12 protein-coding genes are annotated in these 16,592 nt (G+C 69.2%); 6 read left to right on the top strand and 6 right to left on the bottom strand.

Translation table 11 applies throughout. The features are described 5' to 3' along the window. Nucleotides 1–54 precede the first annotated feature (54 nt). Nucleotides 55–1,032, top strand: a complete 978-nt coding sequence (locus tag ABT254_RS34185) for a hypothetical protein (protein WP_351478881.1) — start codon at nucleotides 55–57, stop codon at nucleotides 1,030–1,032. Between the two features lie 103 nt (nucleotides 1,033–1,135). On the opposite strand, the gene ABT254_RS34180 is transcribed toward ABT254_RS34185, so the two are convergent. From ABT254_RS34180 to ABT254_RS34170, 3 genes are all read right to left on the bottom strand, one after another. Further along, the gene (locus ABT254_RS34180) at nucleotides 1,136–1,999 is read right to left on the bottom strand and encodes an alpha/beta fold hydrolase (RefSeq protein ID WP_351478879.1); all 864 of its coding nucleotides are present in this window, start codon (nucleotides 1,997–1,999) and stop codon (nucleotides 1,136–1,138) included. 467 nt (nucleotides 2,000–2,466) lie between these two features. Next, nucleotides 2,467–3,864, bottom strand: coding sequence for a C4-dicarboxylate transporter DctA (gene dctA, locus ABT254_RS34175; RefSeq protein ID WP_351478876.1), 1,398 nt, complete (start codon nucleotides 3,862–3,864; stop codon nucleotides 2,467–2,469). Then, nucleotides 3,861–4,979 (bottom strand): PrpF domain-containing protein, encoded by a 1,119-nt coding sequence (locus tag ABT254_RS34170; RefSeq protein WP_351478874.1) that lies wholly within the window; start codon nucleotides 4,977–4,979, stop codon nucleotides 3,861–3,863. The genes dctA and ABT254_RS34170 overlap by 4 nt, the downstream gene beginning before the upstream one ends. Nucleotides 4,980–5,125: 146 nt before the next feature. Between ABT254_RS34170 and ABT254_RS34165 the strand changes: the two genes are divergently transcribed. From ABT254_RS34165 to ABT254_RS34155, 3 genes are all read left to right on the top strand, one after another. Further along, complete coding sequence (locus tag ABT254_RS34165) at nucleotides 5,126–6,031, top strand: LysR family transcriptional regulator (protein WP_351478871.1); 906 nt, start codon at nucleotides 5,126–5,128, stop codon at nucleotides 6,029–6,031. A gap of 327 nt (nucleotides 6,032–6,358) precedes the next feature. Beyond that, on the top strand, nucleotides 6,359–7,867 hold the full coding sequence (locus ABT254_RS34160) for an integrin alpha (protein WP_351478868.1): 1,509 nt from the start codon (nucleotides 6,359–6,361) through the stop codon (nucleotides 7,865–7,867). A gap of 183 nt (nucleotides 7,868–8,050) precedes the next feature. Then, on the top strand, nucleotides 8,051–8,464 hold the full coding sequence (locus ABT254_RS34155) for a VOC family protein (RefSeq protein ID WP_351478865.1): 414 nt from the start codon (nucleotides 8,051–8,053) through the stop codon (nucleotides 8,462–8,464). A gap of 196 nt (nucleotides 8,465–8,660) precedes the next feature. Here ABT254_RS34155 and ABT254_RS34150 read toward each other — a convergent pair whose 3' ends face one another. Then, on the bottom strand, nucleotides 8,661–8,984 hold the full coding sequence (locus tag ABT254_RS34150; RefSeq protein WP_351478862.1) for a hypothetical protein: 324 nt from the start codon (nucleotides 8,982–8,984) through the stop codon (nucleotides 8,661–8,663). Nucleotides 8,985–9,093: 109 nt separating this feature from the next. Next, entirely contained in the window at nucleotides 9,094–9,876 is a 783-nt protein-coding gene (locus tag ABT254_RS34145; RefSeq protein WP_351478860.1) for a helix-turn-helix domain-containing protein, read from the bottom strand. Between the two features lie 88 nt (nucleotides 9,877–9,964). Here ABT254_RS34145 and ABT254_RS34140 point away from each other — a divergent pair, with 88 nt between their 5' ends. Then, nucleotides 9,965–10,939, top strand: a complete 975-nt coding sequence (locus ABT254_RS34140; RefSeq protein ID WP_351478857.1) for an LLM class flavin-dependent oxidoreductase — start codon at nucleotides 9,965–9,967, stop codon at nucleotides 10,937–10,939. Nucleotides 10,940–11,002: 63 nt separating this feature from the next. On the opposite strand, the gene ABT254_RS34135 is transcribed toward ABT254_RS34140, so the two are convergent. Next, nucleotides 11,003–12,061: a vWA domain-containing protein gene (locus tag ABT254_RS34135; RefSeq protein WP_351478854.1), complete on the bottom strand. Its 1,059-nt coding sequence runs from the start codon at nucleotides 12,059–12,061 to the stop codon at nucleotides 11,003–11,005. A gap of 417 nt (nucleotides 12,062–12,478) precedes the next feature. On the opposite strand from ABT254_RS34135, the gene ABT254_RS34130 reads away from it, so the two are divergent. After that, complete coding sequence (locus ABT254_RS34130; protein WP_351478851.1) at nucleotides 12,479–16,552, top strand: beta-galactosidase; 4,074 nt, start codon at nucleotides 12,479–12,481, stop codon at nucleotides 16,550–16,552. Nucleotides 16,553–16,592: the final 40 nt, after the last annotated feature.

The raw sequence follows: 16,592 nt of genomic DNA, 5'->3' as shown, positions 1-16,592 counted from the left end.
GTCGCCTGAAAAGCGTTCGCCGCCCGTCGTCCAGCGGCGCTAGCCTCGCTGATCATGGGAGCCCGAGCGCAGTACGTGGTGGTCGAGAACGGCGCCTGGCAGCGGTACTACTCGCACTGGGCCGCCAGCCGGGTGGTCGACGACCTGCTGCCCGGCCCGGCCGCGGCGACACGCTGCTTCCGTGCCAACCGGGAGATCGACGAATGGCTCGACGACGTGTGGTGCGAGGGCGCCGCACTCGTCGACCACGACCGCCGGATCCTGTGGTGGTTCGCCTTCGCCGACAGCTGGGCCGAGCACACCGCCGCCCGCGCCGTACTGGCCCGGACATGGCCCGGCTGGGACGTCCGCTTCGCGCACGACGGCATGGGCGATCTGACCCACCACCTGGGCCTCGGCAGAGACCTGACCCGTGCACCGGGCTGGTTCGAGACGTTCGAGCCGACCGGGTTCGCGGCCACCGAATACACCGAGCCCTGCTCCGTGGCCTCAGTGCGCCTGCCCGACGGCAGCGTGCGCGCCTGGGGCAGCGACTGGGAGCCCGTCGAGCACCTCGCCGGCGGACCCGGCCTCATCGACCTGGCCGTCGCGTGCCCGCCCACCCCCGCACTCACCGACATGCCGTACGGCGGCGTCCACTTCGACCCGCGGGCCGGCACCGTCTCGCTCTGGGCCGTGCAGAACGTGGCCGGGATCCACAACTGGCCGTTGCCGGGCTGGGAGAACTGGGCCCTGGACTTCCGCGGCGACGACCACACCCGGCAAGCCGCGCTGCTCCCCGCGGACTTCCCTTTCCCGCAGCCTCCGCTCACGGACGCACTGCGCAGGCTCGCTGACGGCCTCAGCACCCCGCCGCCCGACAACGGCGCTCTCCTCGCCCACGCCATGGCTGCGCCTGGCCCGGAGGGCACCGTCCCCGTGGTGAACCCGGCCGCGCTGGTGCCGCATGCACCGGCCGACCCCACCCCGGCCGAACTGGCCGCCGTGCGCACGGCGCTCGATGCACTGGTCGCGGGGGCGGAGGCCGACTGACCACGGTTTCATGAGCTGCGCGTGGGCCGGACCGGACAGCACCGCAACCATCTCTGCCGACTGTGCGGGGCGGTGTGGCGGTGTGGTGCCCAAGCACCGCGTCTCACTGGGGACTTCCGCCTTGCCCGGTAGCAGGCTGCGCGCCCGCCAGGGCCTCGACGGCTGCCGCGACCTCACGCGGACTGGAGATCATGGCCAGGTGCCGGGCCCCGGGGATGAGGGTGGGCGGCGGGGCACCGATGCGCCGCGCGGTCTGCTGAGGGGTCTGCCTGCTGAATACGTCGTCCTCGGCACCGAACACGACCGACTTGGGGATGCCGACGGCCGCGAGACGCGCCACCTGGCTGGCTGGGAGGCCGGGCACGCCCTCACCGAGCATGCTCCACAAGGCGGCCTCCGCGCCCGCCACCCGCAGCGGCCGGCGCCACTCATCCAGTCCGGCGGCGTTGAGGTGTGGGCAGGCCGGTCCGCACTGGGCGTCGTAGAAGGAGCGGATCAGCCAGTCGACACCGAGCCCAAGGCGCAACAGGCTGGTTCGATACGGGTCGATCAGCAGGTATTTGAGGGCCGGCGGTGGACCGGCGCCGGTGTTCAGGGCATCCCCGTCGAGCAGCATCACACTCCCCATCCGCCCCGGTGCGCGCAGTGCCGCCTCCGCGACGACTGCGGCGCCGCTGGAATGGCCCACCAGCAGGGGGCGCTCCCCCGGCCCGCCGAGGTGCATGGCGCTGAGGAAGCCCAGCAGCTGCTCGGTGAAGTGGCTGACGGTGTACGGACCGCGGCGCTCGCTGTAGCCGTCTCCGGTCAGGTCCAGTGCGTAGACGCGGTGATCGCGTGCGAGGAGCGGTGCCAGGCGTGCCCAGGTGTCCACCTGCTCGAAGGCACCATGAACGAGGACGACTGGCGAACCGGTCGTGCCCCAGGTCTGGTAACGGGTGCGGACATCGGCCGCCTGAACGTAGCGCAAGCCTCTTGGAGGAGCGGCACTTCGGGCCGTGGCCGCGTTGTAGGCCAGCGAGGCGGTCGTGACGACTGCGAGCAGAACGGTGCAGGCGAACGCCAAGCGTCTCAACCATCGCCCGAGCCGCGGGTGGCGCGGCGCGGGCGTGCGCGGCGCGGCATCGGAATCCGGCGGCGGGGCTTCGGTCCGCTCGGCCAGAGAGTCGGCATCCACGCGAGTTCCCATTCTGTTTCAGGCCGACAACCCCGGCGGCCGACACGGTCACGGACGATGCGGAAAGCCGCCCTGGCGAAGACCACTCGTCCTGCCCCACAGCATCGCCCTGCCCCGAACGGGGATCATCCACCGAGAGTCGTCATCTCGCGTACTCCCGTGGGCGTAAGAACCCTCCCGGCGAAACCGCGAGCGGCTTGCTCGAGACGTGGGAGGGCCGGCCCGGAACTCCTGCTCCGGGCCGGCCCAGCCAAGCGGCGTCAGCTTGCGGCGGGGACGGGGTCTCGGGTGGGTGCGGGCGTCTCCTTCGTCCCGGGCTCGGCTGTCACCAGGGAAGGAGCGGGGGCAGGCGTGTACGGGATCTCGCCGCGCAGGACGGCCTTGGCGCGGTCCTCGTCGAGTTCGCCCTCCCAGCGGGCTACGGCGAGGGTGGCGACGCCGTTGCCGACCAGGCTGGTCAGGGCGCGGGCCTCGGACATGAAGCGGTCGATGCCGAAGATCAGCGCGAGGGCGGCGACCGGGACGTGCGGGACGGCGCTGAGGGTGGCGGCCAGGGCGATGAAGCCGGAGCCGGTGACGCCTGCGGCGCCCTTGGAGGTGAGCAGCATGACGGCGAGCATGGTCAGCTGCTGGGTGAGGCTGAGGTCGATGCCGAGCGCCTGGGCGAGGAAGACCGAGCCCATGGTCAGGTAGATGGCGGTGCCGTCGAGGTTGAAGGAGTACCCGGCGGGCAGCGTGATGCCGACGACCGGTTTCGAGGCGCCCGCGTGCTGGAGCTTGGCCATCATGCGCGGCAGGACGGGCTCGGTGGAGGAGGTGCCCAGGACGATCAGCAGTTCTTCCTTGATGTAGCGCAGGAAGGGCAGCAGCCGCAGTCCGTTCAGGCGCATCACGGTCCCGAGGACGACCAGGACGAAGAAGAGGGCGGTCAGCCAGAACGAGCCGACCAGCAGGGCCAGATGGCGCAGGGTGCCCAGGCCGTAGTTGCCGATGGTGAAGGCCATCGAGCCGAACGCGCCGACGGGGGCCAGCCGCATGATCCAGCGGATGAGCGTGAACAGGACCGTGGAGAACTTGTCGATGCCCCGGGCGATGCCCAGCCCGGCCTCCCCGCTGGCGTGCAGGCCGAAGCCGAACAGCACCGACACCAGGAGTACCGGCAGGATCTCGTTGCCGGTCAGGGCGCTGACCAGGGTGGCCGGAATGACGGCGAGGACGAACTCGGCGAAGCCCTCGTGGGTCGTGGTCGCCTCCGGCGGCAGTCCCTTGGTGGACAGGGTCGAGATGTCGATGTGCAGACCGCTGCCCGGCTTGACGACGTTGACGACGACCAGGCCGATCACCATGGCGACGGTGGTCAGCACCTCGAAGTAGACCAGAGCCTTCAGGCTCACGCGGCCCACCGCGCGGGCGTTGCCCATGGAGGCGATGCCGTGGACGACCGTGCAGAAGATGATCGGCGCGATGAGCATCTTCACCAGCGCGATGAAGCCGTCGCCGAGCGGCTTGAGGTCGGCGCCGGTGGAGGGCCACAGCCAGCCCACGGCAGCACCCAGGAAGACGGCGATCAGGCACTGGACGTAGAGGTGGGACAGCATGCGTCGGGTGCGGCCAGGTGGAGCGGTGACGGTACCCGGGGCGGCGTCGTTGCGGCTCATGCGGGGCGTCCTTCCAGGACGGGAACGAGAAGTTCGGCTCGGGCGATACGCCGGGCGGCGCGGTGCAGGAGCACCGTGGGGGACGCGCCGTCCGGTGCGGGGACGGCTCGGGTGGTGATCACGCCGGCGGGGGTGCCCAGGCGTAGCGTGCCGTCGGCGGTCTGCCGGGCGACGCGGTGGGCGAGGGTGCCGGGGGTGGCGGCGGCCGTGGCCAGGGCCACGGCGGAGGTCAGGCCGATCGCCGGGTGCGGCGCGTGCATGGAGACCATGCGCACGGCCAGGTCGTACTCGTCCTGGTTGACGAGTGTGCCTTGAGTAGTGCGGTAGGGGGCGGGCCGGGCGACGATGCCCACCTTCGGCACCGCGTGGCTGACCGGATCTCCCTCGTGGGCCAGGCCCATGGCCAGCGCTGCCTGGCGGCGCAGCAGGGTCAGCGCGGGCACTGCGGTGGCGAACACGGTGAGGGATTCCGTGCCGTCGAGGCCGAACGCCTTGGCCTCGAACAGCGCGGCCGGTGCGCCGGCGTCCACCAGTGATGCCTCGACGGAGCCGTCCGGGCCGGTCAGTTCGTCCAGTGCCCGGCCGGTCGGCAGAGCGCTGCCGGTCGTCGAGCCCGCCGGGTCCTGGAACCCGAGCAGGACCGGCACGCCCGGTGCCGAGGTGCCCGGCACCAATGCCCTGCCCTGCTCCGGTGCCACGCCCGCCGGGGTGGGGATGGTGCCGGTGAGGCGGGCCCCCGTGTTGACGTTGAGCATGCGGACGGTGGTGGTGTCCGGCGCGATCGGCACGAGATGGTGGTGGACGGCGTAGAGGGCCACGGCGGTGGCGCAGTTGCCGCAGTTGCTGGCCCACTCCACGCGCTCGTCTCCGATGCCGACCTGTGCGAAGGCGTACTCGACGTCCACGCCGGACCGGCTCGAGGCCTGTACGACGGCGGCCTTGGAGGTGGTGGAGGAGGCGCCGCCCACGCCGTCGATCTGACGGGGGTCGGCGGCGTTGAAGGCGGCGAGCAGCAGGTCATCGACGTCCACGCCCGTGGCGACCACGTCGCGGTGGTCGAAGATCCAGCACTTGCTGGTTCCTCCGCGGATCATCTCGCCCTGCAGACGCAGCACAACCGACTCCTCACAGACGTGGAAAGGGAAGTCCACCGACGGCCTCGCCGTGCGTGGTGTCCTCCACGGTGGGTTACGCCAGCGTGAAGTACAATCTCGGAAATCTGCATGGCTATTAAGTTGAAGTGAACGCTGGAGGTGGCGGCATGCTCGACGTCCGGCGCATCCTGCTGTTCACGGAGGTCGCCCGGCGCGGCTCGGTGACCGCGACGGCCCGCGCCCTCAACTACACACCGTCAGCGGTGTCGCAGCAGATCAGCCGCCTCGAAACGGAGGCGGGACAGCCCCTGCTGGAACGCCACGCGCGGGGCGTCACCCTCACCGACGCCGGGCGGGCGCTGGCCGAACGAGGGCACCGGATCGAACGGGAACTGCGAGCCGCGGAGAACGAACTCGCCGACTACGCCGGGCTGCGCGCGGGCACGCTGCGCATCGGCACCTTCCCCACCGTCGGCGCCTCGCTCCTCCCGCAGGCCGTGATCGCCTTCCGGGACGCGCACCCCGACGTACGGCTGACCGTGCGCAGCGCCCGCATCGCCGGACTCTGGACCATGCTGGAGAACCGGGAGATCGAAATGTCGCTGATGTGGGACTACGACTGGAGCCGAATCGACCGGGAGGACATCGTCGTCACCCCACTCCTCGACGACCCGCCGGCCCTTCTCGTCAGTGACCACCATCCGCTCGCCGGCCGTGACGCCGCCTCACTCGCCGACTTCGCCCACGACCCCTGGATCACCCGCGCCGACCATCACCCGGTGGCCGAAGCCCTCGTCCGCGGCTGCCGCGCCGTCGGCTTCGAGCCCCACATCGCCTACGAGGCCCACGACTACCAGGAAGCCCAGGCCATGGTCGCCGCCGGCATCGGCGTCGCCCTCGCCCCCACCCTGGCCCTGGAGGGCATCCGACCCGGCGTCAACGTCCTGCCCCTCCAGCCGCCGTCCCCCATCCGCCGCATCCTCCTGGTCCGCATGGCCGACCACTCCCCCACCCCCGCCGCCCTGACCTTCGCCGAACTCCTCCGCGACGCCGCCGCGACCCGCACCCTCTGACGCCGATCACGCCCCCCTACGTCAATCCAGGCCCCTCACCCGGGTGTTACTCAGTTCTGGGCTCCGCTTCCGGCACACCGGTGCCGATTTCCGTGGCCGGCGGACATGAGGCTGCGGGGCGGGGCGCGCGGTTAACGGCGGGGAAAGCAACCGCGTACGCCGGTACAACCAACCGGCTCTCCGGTGTGTCGTACTGGGCGGCGTGAGGACGCGTACGCCGGTGCTCCCGGCGCGCTCGCGAGCGGCGCCTGGCTCGGCTACGCGTTCCCGCGCCGATCGCCTGCCACCCCCCTACGCGCTCTCTTCTCCGCCTACGTCAGGAAAACCATGCGTTCCCGTTCCCTTCCTCGACGCCGCAGACGGCTCGTCCTCGCCACCGGTATCGCCCTGGTCGGCGGTGCCATGCTGGTTCCCGTCGTCAACGCCGCCGGCCCGGACGCGACGACCACCGCCACGCCCAGCACCAAGCGCCTGCACGACGACTTCAACGGCGACGGCTACCCCGACCTGGCGATCGGCGCACCGGGCACCACCGTGAACGGGCAGACGAAGGCGGGAGCCGTCAGCGTGCTGTACGGCTCCTCCAGCGGCCTGTCGACCTCGCGCAGGCAGGTGCTGACCTGGTCGAGCCGGTCGACGACGCCACCGCAGACGCGCTACGGCAGCGACGTGCAGAGCGGCGACCTCGACCGGGACGGCTACGCCGACCTGCTGTCACTCGTGGACATGTCGCCGGTCAGCGGCTACGACGGGCGTTTCCTGGCCGTCAACTGGGGCGGCCCCAAGGGGTTGTCCGCCACACCGACCCTGCTGAGGAACGTGCCGGCGAACTCGCGCGGCACCTTCGTGGTCGCCGACGTCGACGGGGACAAGAACCCGGACGTGACGGCATGGGGCGACGACTACGGCGACGAGACCACGCCGGGTGACGGCTCGGTGCTTCACGGCCCGTTCCAACGGGACGGCAGCAGCGCGAGCACGGCACGGTTCACCCTCTTCCCCGGCGAGGAGTGGTACGCCCTCGCGATGGCCGCCGGTGACGTCACGGGCGACGGCATCGCCGATCTGGCCGTCAGTGCCAGGCAGCAGGACGGCGAGGTCGGTACCGGCGGGGTCGCCCTTCTGGTGGGCGGCCCTTCCGGGTTCACCAACAAGGGCATGCTCAAGGACGCCCAGGGCCGGCTCATCCGCGGCGACGACGTGGAGATCGGCGACCTCGACAAGGACGGTCACGCCGAGATCGTCGTCGGCCACTCCGTCGACGGCACCGACTACGACATCGGCCTCCCGGTCAAGGGCGGTGCGATCGCCGTCGTCCACGGCGGCCCGAACGGCGTGTCCACCACCCGCAAGCCGGTGTGGATCAACCAGGACACCGCGGGCGTACCAGGCGTGGGGGAATGGCATGACGGCATGGGTTCGGGCCTGTCGATCGGTGACACCGACGGCGACGGCTACCTCGACGTGGTGACCGGCCTGCCCGGCGAGGACTTCAACGGCCTCACCGACGCCGGCGCGGTGCTCGTGCTGCGCGGCAGCGCGAACGGTCTGACCGCCGCCGGCAGCAAGTCGTTCACCCAGAACACCGCCGGGGTGCCCGGCACCGCCGAGAAGCTGGACCGTTTCGGCAGCGAGACGGCCCTCTTCGACGCCAACGGCGACAAGAAGGACGGCCTGGTCGTCGGCGACCCCGCGGAGAACGCCAACAACGGCGCCGCATGGGTCTTCTCGGCCGGCTCCAGCGGCATCACCGCCGGCGGTTCCTTCTCGTTCGGCCCGTCCACCATGGGCCTGCCCGCGACCGGAGCCCTGTTCGCAGCATCCGTGGCCGACTGACCGCGACCGCGACCCCGTACGCCCGAGGCCGGTACGGGGTCGCGGCGACCGCGCCCGGCGGCGGCAGCACAGCCGGAGAAGACGTCGTCGCGCCCCGCCCCGTCATCCGGGCAACCACCGGGACAGCACAGCTAGGACCTGTTTCGGAGTCCGGATCATTTGATCTTGTGGCAAGATCGCGGGATGCTACGACTAACCGACTTCATCATCGACTGCCCGGACACGATGAAGCTGGCAGCCTTCTACTCCGAGGTGACGGGGCTCCCGGTCAAGGAAGACAGCAACGAGCACTGGGCGGGTATCAAGCTCGGCGACATCGAACTTGCCTTCATCCAGGTGGATGACTACCGCGCCCCGCAGTGGCCCGACAGCGAACACCCCAAGCAGTTCCACCTCGACTTCGAAGTCGACGACATCGAGGCCGAAGAGCGCCGCGTCCTGGCCCTCGGCGCGACTCTGCAGCGGAACTGCGTGGGCCCCAACGGCTACGGTTTCCGCGTCTACACCGACCCCATCGGCCACCCTTTCTGCCTGTGCCGCAACAAGGGTGTCATCTGGACCGATCAGGGACCCGTCTGGCCCGAGCGCGACCAGTAGGCCTTGTTTCGAAGTAGCCATTCGTTGACGCCGGTGACCGGCATGGTCCGCGGGCTGGGGAATGGTGCAGGCGATCCGGCGCCGCCGCAGGTGGGCGCGGGAGGAGTACTGGAGCGGCCCAGCGCGTGATCACCTGGCTCCGGGGTGCTCCCGCCGGGCGGCTCGCGCTGGGTATCCGACGGCGTCATCCCGCCTCTCAGACGCCCCAACCGTAGGCATCGTGTGTCGCGAGTTCCCGCCAGAACGTCGGCTCGATCTGCGCCGACACCCCGGCGGCTTCGAACATCGGCCTGATCTCGGGTTCCTGCTCCTGGAAAAACGCCTCGAAGCTCTGCCGGTCGGGCCACTCGTCGAGCACCATCAAGCTGCCGCCGTCCTCTGAGCCGTAGAAGCGGTGCGCAATGAGGCCATGGCGCTTCGCCGCTTCGAGGACAGCCTGCGCCTTCTCCGTGTTGGCTGAGGCGTACTCCTCCATCCGCTTCGGCTCGCCGGCGACCACCAAAGTCAAGATCACAGACATGGCTCCTCCTCATTCACTCGCACACTCGTCACTGGGATTTTTACAGCAAACATCCCTAATTGCGACAAATGCACCGACCCCAGGTGGCCGCTGATCGGATCAAAGCCGGTTACAGGTTTTCGGGGACCCGATCCGCAGTGACGGCGGCGTCCATTGGCCCGGCGGCCGCCGAGAGCGCCTGGGCTGTCGCCGCGTCGGCGGGCAGGAACGCCTCCAGCTTCAGCTCGGCGAGTGTGACGTCAATGGCGGTGGCAAAGGTGGTCACGGTCGTGATCAGGTGCAGCTCACCGTACGAAGACCGCAGATGGAGCGGAACCGCGAAACCGAGCAGCCCGGCGGAGGGATCCAACTGGGGAACGTACTCGGTGAGTTCGGCGCGCAGCTCCTCCAGGTGGTCGAGGCGGGCCAGGATGTGGCGCGCCCATTCGGCGAGATTGCGGATACGGGGAGCCAGGCCGTCGGGATGCAGCGCGAGGCGGTAAACGTTCGTGCCCGGACCGAGCAGCTCGGGGCTCACCCCCTCGGTGATCCGGTCGAATGCGGAGTTCGCGGCGATCAGATCACCGCTGCGGTCCACCACCAGCGCCGGATACGGCAGATGCCCGTGCAGGATGTGACCGATCGCCGTGCGCACGGGAGCGAGCACCGGGTCGTCGAGTGCGCTCTCCGGATAGGCGGGCGCGTACCCGGCGGCCAGCAACAGCTCGTTGCGCTCCCGCAGCGGCAGTTCCAGTGACTCGGCCAGGCGTACGACCATGGTGCGGCCGGGGACGGACCTGCCCGATTCGATGAAGCTGAGATGGCGCTGGGTGGTGCCCGCCCGAAGCGCCAGGTCGAGTTGGCTGAGATGACGGCGGGTACGACGGTCGCGAAGCGCACGGGGGAAGTCCACGCGCCCTGTTGTAACGGGGTGAGCGGGTCCCTGGCCATTCCCCGCAGGGAATTGTCGCCTCGCACACCGGTCACCGACGATCGCCGGCATGGACATCGGCGTACTGCTTCCGACCGGAACCGCCCAGTGGGGCCCGGCCGACGACCCTCGCGAGCTCATCGCCTTCGGCCGCCGGGCCGAACAACTGGGCTTCTCCTCGCTCTTCGTCAACGACTCCCTGATCAGCCCGCGCATCGAGGCGCTCACGATGCTGGCCGCCCTCGCCCCCACGACCGAGATCGTGACGCTGGGTACGGCTGCGCTGATGCCGTTCCTGCGGCGGCCGGTCCAGGCCGCGCAGTCACTCGGATCGATCGACGTGCTGTCCGGTGGCCGGCTCACCGTGACCGTCGGAGCCGGCTTCCCCGGCCGCTTCGGACGGCCCCTCTACACGCTGTCCGAGCTGCCGTGGGAGAGGCGCTTCGCCCGCCTGGACGAGACTGTCGCGCTGTGGCGGGCCCTGTGGGACGGCGCCGACTCCTACCACGGCGAGATCCTCCACTTCGATGACATCCCGCCCACGCTCAGGCCGTCCCGAGCCGCCGGCCCGCCCATCTGGCTCGGCGGCGCGACACCCGCAGCTCTGTCCCGCACCGGACGCATCTACGACGGATGGCTGCCCTATCCACCCGATCCCGCCGACTACGCATCCGGCCTGCACCATGTCCGCGAAGCGGCGGCCGGCGCCGGGCGCGCGGCCAAGGACATCACCCCCGCACTGTTCGTCTCTGTGAGGATGGACGACGACACCGAGAAGGGCCGGCGAGCACTGGACGCCTACGCACGAGCCACCTACGGCATGCCGCTGAACGAGTTGGAGAAAATCCAGGCCGTGGTCACCGGCTCCGCCCACCAGGTGCTCCAGCGCCTGGAAGAGTATGTCGCCGCCGGCGCCCGGCACATCGTCGCGCGACTCGGCGCCCTGGACCTGCACTCCCAGCGAGAGCAACTCGAACGGCTCGCGGACCTGATCCCCGCTGTCCGGAAGACGGCGGATCACGCCGCTGCGTCGGCAGCCTCCTGAGCTCTGAGCCTGGGGCCCAAAGGCGAGTTCGCCTTCGGACCCCAGGTTCTTCGCCGAGTGATTTCACAGCATGATGAGGAGACGTGTATTCGGCTTGAGTTTCCTGTTCACCGAACGGCTCTGCACGTACACCTCCAGCTTGGGGTTGTTCCCCGCCTTCACGGAAACGGTCCCCCGGATATCCGTGCCGAACAGCAGGCTGCGCGCCGCATCACCCGTGTAGGCGCGGTCGGTGTCCTTCTCGACCACGATGACTTCCTTGTTCAGCTGAACCTGAGCCCGGGCGCCCAACTGGTAGTAGCACGAACCACGTTCGTATGTCACCCCTGGGTGCGAGTTGACGAAGGGGCGGATCTCGACCTCCTGGTCGACTTTCAGAAGCCGGTATTTGTTCGCCGGAATCGGTTCGAGGTTCGCCCGAACCTCGTCCAGTGATATGTCCTGGCCCACGGCGAACAGGTTCTTCGTGCCGCGCACGCCTTGCTCCCGCCCCCGGAGGAAGCTGGTGGCGGCAGCGCGCACGGTGCCGATCGCCTCCTCGACGCCCTTCTGGGAATCCGCGTCCCAGATGGCGATGTTCCCGGCCGGGAAACCGTAGTTCTGGGCGGTCCGCTTGGCCAGGGAGTTCGGAACGAGGATCGCGGACGTCCAGTGGCCCGGGAGCCCGCTCATCTTCGCCGTGATTTTGTCGAGCCAGGGGCCGAGGATGGTCATGTCGCCGTCGTGCCGCTTGTCACCGCCGGACGCGTTCTCCTCGCCGTCCGTCACCACGATCTGGAGGAAGCTGTGTTCGCCGTATTCCTCCCAGATATGGCCCAGGTCGTCCAGGGACTTGAGCGAAGCCTCAATGAGGGCTGTAGCCCCGTTGTTGACGTGGTACAGGCCCCGCATGGACGGCAGATGCTTCACGTCCATGTCCCACACCAGGTTCTCCACCCTGTGGTCGAAGGAATAGAGGCTGATCCGGGTTTCGTGGCCGAGGCTGTCCGATTCGGCTTTCAGTCCTGCCACGAACTCGTCCACAACGCGGATGAGTTGACTCTCGTGCGGACGCATGGAACCCGAACAGTCCACCACCAGCGCGACATGGTTCACCTTGTGCTGGATCTTGTTTGCGGACATGCTTCTGCTCCCCCTCCGAGCTGCCCCGAATGATGCTTTCACTCTATGGGGAGGCACTGACAACGGCCTGTCCCGCAGGACGGGGCCCAGCAGGCTCGTGCCGCAACGCACTGACGAGCTCGCCGAACTGACGGTGGATCAACGACCGCCTCCCATGACGAGCCGTCAACCACCGTCGTACGTACGGATTTCAGGTCGGCACAGCCGCCGCAACCATGCACTCCCGCCCCATTGTGTTGCGTCTTGCGTGGCCTTACTGTTCGACTTTGCCTGAGTCTGTTTGATGCTGATCGCTCAGGCGGTATGGAGGCCGCAGTGTTAAGTGATCGGTTCGGTTCAGAGGCTGCGAGACCCGGCCGCGGTCGATGGTGGAGGGCAGTCCTTGCGACAGCCGCGACCATCGCCCTGGCGGCGGGCATGACCGCGCCCGCGGCGGCGCAGGACAGCGGCGGGCAGACCCCCGCCGCCGAGGCTGCCGCAAGTCCACCGACGCACACGGTGAAGCTCGACGGTTATTCGTTCCTCGTCGACGGCAAGCGCACCTATCTGTGGTCCGGCGAGTTCCACTACTTCCGGCTCCCGAGCCCGGACCTGTGGCGCGACATCTTCCAGAAGATGAAGGCCGCCGGATTCAACTCCACCTCGCTGTACTTCGACTGGGGATACCACTCGCCGAAGCCGGGTGTGTACGACTTCAGTGGCGTACGTGACGTCGACAAGCTGCTCGACATGGCCGAGGAGGCCGGGCTCTATGTGATCGCCCGCCCGGCGCCGTACATCAACGCGGAGGTCGACAGCGGCGGTCTGCCCGGCTGGATGACGACCAAGGCCGGACACAACCGCAGTGACGACCCGCAGTTCCTGAAGTACGCGGACGAGTGGCTGACGCAGATCGACCGGATCATCGCCCGGCACCAGCTGACCAACGGCACCGGGTCGGTCATCGCCTACCAGGTCGAGAACGAGTACTACAACGGCTCGGCGGCCGGCCGCTCCTATATGCAGCACCTGGAGGACAAGGCCCGAGCCGACGGCATCACCGTTCCGCTGACCGGCAACAACAACGGCACCTTCAACTCCGGCGCGGGCGCCCTGGACGTCGACGGCCCGGACTCGTACCCGCAGGGATTCAACTGCTCGAATCCCTCGAAGTGGAACGGTGTCCCCGACATCAGCTACGACCACCCGGACGGCAAGCCGCTGTACTCCCCTGAATTCCAGGGCGGCGCCTTCGACCCCTGGGGCGGGCCGGGCTACGACAAGTGCGCCCAGCTGATCAACGACCAGTTCGCCAACGTGTTCTACAAGCAGAACATAGCCGTCGGCGCGACCGCGCAGAGCTTCTACATGACCTACGGCGGCACCAACTGGGGCTGGCTGGGCATGCCGGAGAACTACACGTCGTACGACTACGGTGCCGCGATTCGTGAGAACCGCCAGCTCGATCCGAAGTACTACGAGGACAAGCTCATCGGGTACTTCACGCAATCGGTCGCCCCGCTGACCAAGACCGAGGCGATCAGGGCCACACCGCCGGACGACTCCGCGGTCGTCGACACCGCCCGGATGAACCCGGACACCAAGACGCAGTTCCACGTCCTGCGACACGGCAACTCCACGTCCACGGCTGTCGACAAGACCCACATCTCGCTGGACCTCAACGCCCAGCCCTCCGCGGACACCACCTACACCTGGGACGACCCCGACTCCGCGCTCCAGTACAGCGGTTCGTGGTCGCACGTGGCCGACACGAGCTACACCGGGGGCGACTACAAGCACACCGAGTCGTTCTCCAACAAGGCCGGCGACTCGCTCACCGTCCCCTTCGACGGCACCGCGATCCGCTGGATCGGCTCGAAGACCGACAACCACGGCAACGCCGACGTCTACCTCGACGGCACCAAGGTGGCCACGGTCGACGACTCCGGCGGCGAGAACCAGGCGGTGGTCTTCCAGAAGACCGGTCTGACGGCCGGGTCGCACACGCTGAAGATCGTCGTCGCCGGGAACCACAGCTCGGGTTCCACGGACAACTACGTGGCCATCGACGCCATCGATGTGCCGACGGGTTCCGCCGCCGCGGAGCCGACCTACCCGGTCGTGCCCCAGCAGCCGGGCACCGCGATCACCCTCGACGGGCGCGACTCCCACGTGATCACCGCCAACTACCGGCTCGGGGAAGCGCAGTTGCAGTACTCGACCTCGGAGATCATGACCAGCGCGGCCATCGGGAACCGGGATGTCGCCGTGCTCTACGGCGACCCGGGCAGCGACGGAGAGACCGTGCTGCGCTACTCCTCCGAGCCCACCGTGACCACCAGCGGCGGCACGGTCACCACCACCTGGGACAAGGACACCGGTGACCTGCGGCTGAACTACACGCACAAGGGCCTGCTCCGCATCAGCATCAGCGGCGGCGGAAAGCCCCCGCTGCTGCTGCTCGTCGGCGACAAGGCCACCGCCAACACGTTCTGGCGTCAGGACACGGCGAGCGGCCCGGTGCTCGTCCGCGGCACCCACCTGCTGCGCACGGCGACCAGCCTGGACGGCGGCCGCACCGTCGCACTGACCGGCGACAACGCCGACGACAAGAACATCGAGGTGTTCACCTCCGCCGACCAGGTCAGCTGGAACGGCAGGACCCTGAAAACCGGGGCCACCGACACGGACAGCCTCACCGGCACGATCCCCGTGGCCGCTCCGGTACACCTTCCGGCCCTGACGACCTGGAAGCACGCCGAGGAGTCCCCCGAAGCGGCCCCCGGCTTCGACGACACCGGCTGGCAGGTGGCCGACAAGACCACCACCAACAGCGTCTCCGGCGTCAACTCGCTGCCGGTGCTCTACGCCGACGACTACGGCTTCCACACCGGAAACACCTGGTACCGCGGCCGCTTCCACGCCACCGGCAAGGAGACCGGCATCCACCTGGTCTCGGACTCCGGAGGAGACGCGCAGGCGTTTTCCGCCTGGCTGAACGGCACCTTCCTGGGCAGCTCCACCACAGGCAGCGCCGACTTCACCTTCCCCGCCGGGGCGGTGAAGGCCAAGGGCGACAACGTTCTGTCCGTGCTCACCGTGAACATGGGACACGAGGAGGACTACAACTCGACCAACGGCAACAAGACCGCGCGCGGACTGACCAGCGCCTCCCTCGTCGGGGCGCCGCTGACCTCCGTCACCTGGAGGCTGCAGGGAGTACGAGGTGGCGAGGACCCGCAGGACACCGTGCGCGGCCCGCTCTCGACGGGCGGCCTGTACGGCGAGCGCGCCGGCTGGTCCCTGCCCGGCTACCCGGACGACAAGTGGAACCGGGTGTCCCTGCCCACGAACGACACCCGCCCCGGGATCTCCTGGTACCGGACCGACGCGACACTGGACCTGCCGCGCGGCCAGGACACCTCGCTCGGGCTGACGTTCACCGACGACCCGTCCCGCAAGTACCGCGCGACGATCTTCGTGAACGGCTGGCAGGTCGGCAACTACGTCAACTACCTCGGCCCGCAGCACACCTTCCCGGTTCCCAACGGGATCCTCGATCCGAACGGCCGCAACAGCATCGCCATCGCCGTGTGGAACCTGGACGGCAGCACCGGCGGGCTGGGCAAGGTCTCGCTCACCGATTACGGCAGCTACGCCTCGTCCCTGCGCGTGGCGCAGAACGACAGCCCCCGCTACGACCACAAGAAGTACGCGATGCCCGCGCGTCCGGGAGCAGTTGTCGCCCTGGACGTGCCGGACACCGCTCAGCCGGGCGAGGCCTTCACGGCCGTGGCCACGGCAGGGGTGCCGGAGGACCGGCCGTCCGCCTCCCAGCTGACGGCATCGCTCTCCGCGCCCGACGGCTGGAGCGTGAGCGCTCCGGGTCCCGCCTCGGTCAAGCGCGTACAACCCGGCGCGTCGGCCACCTTCACCTGGAAGGTCCGGCCGCCGACCGGGACGCTGCCGTCCGCATCGGCGCTCACGGCGACGGTGCACTACCGGCAGGGCGGACGGCTGGCCGCGGGCGATGACGAGCGCATCGTCGGGGGGATCCCGCCCGCCCCGCCGGCCGGGAAGAGCGCGGTGAGCGAGCTGCCGTTCCTGTCGTCCACCAACGGCTGGGGCCCGGTGGAGCGCGACAGCAGCGTCGGCGAACAGGCCGCCGGGGACGGCCGTCCGATCACCATCAACGGGGTCGGCTACACCAAGGGCCTGGGCACCAACTCGGTCAGCGACGTCCAGCTCTATCTCGCCGGAAAGTGCTCGCGGTTGACGGCGGACGTCGGCGTCGACGACGAGACAGGAGGTGCGGGAACGGTCACGTTCTCCGTCATCGCCGACGGCAAGACCTTGGTGACCACGCCGACGATCCACGGCAAACAGGCCGCGGTGCCGATCGACGTCGACGTCAGCGGCGCCCAGGTGGTCGACCTCAAGGTCGGCGACGCCGGCGACGGAAACGGCAACGACCACGGCGACTGGGCAGTGCCGACACTGACGTGCGGTTAGCGTAGGGGCCGCTTCCCGGGCATCCGCCCGGGAAGCGGCC

It is taken from the genome of Streptomyces sp. NPDC001137 (assembly GCF_040298885.1).
Classification (GTDB): Bacteria; Actinomycetota; Actinomycetes; order Streptomycetales; family Streptomycetaceae; genus Streptomyces.
The sequence above is the reverse complement of the archived record's forward strand: the minus strand, read 5'-3'. Positions and strand labels throughout refer to the sequence as shown.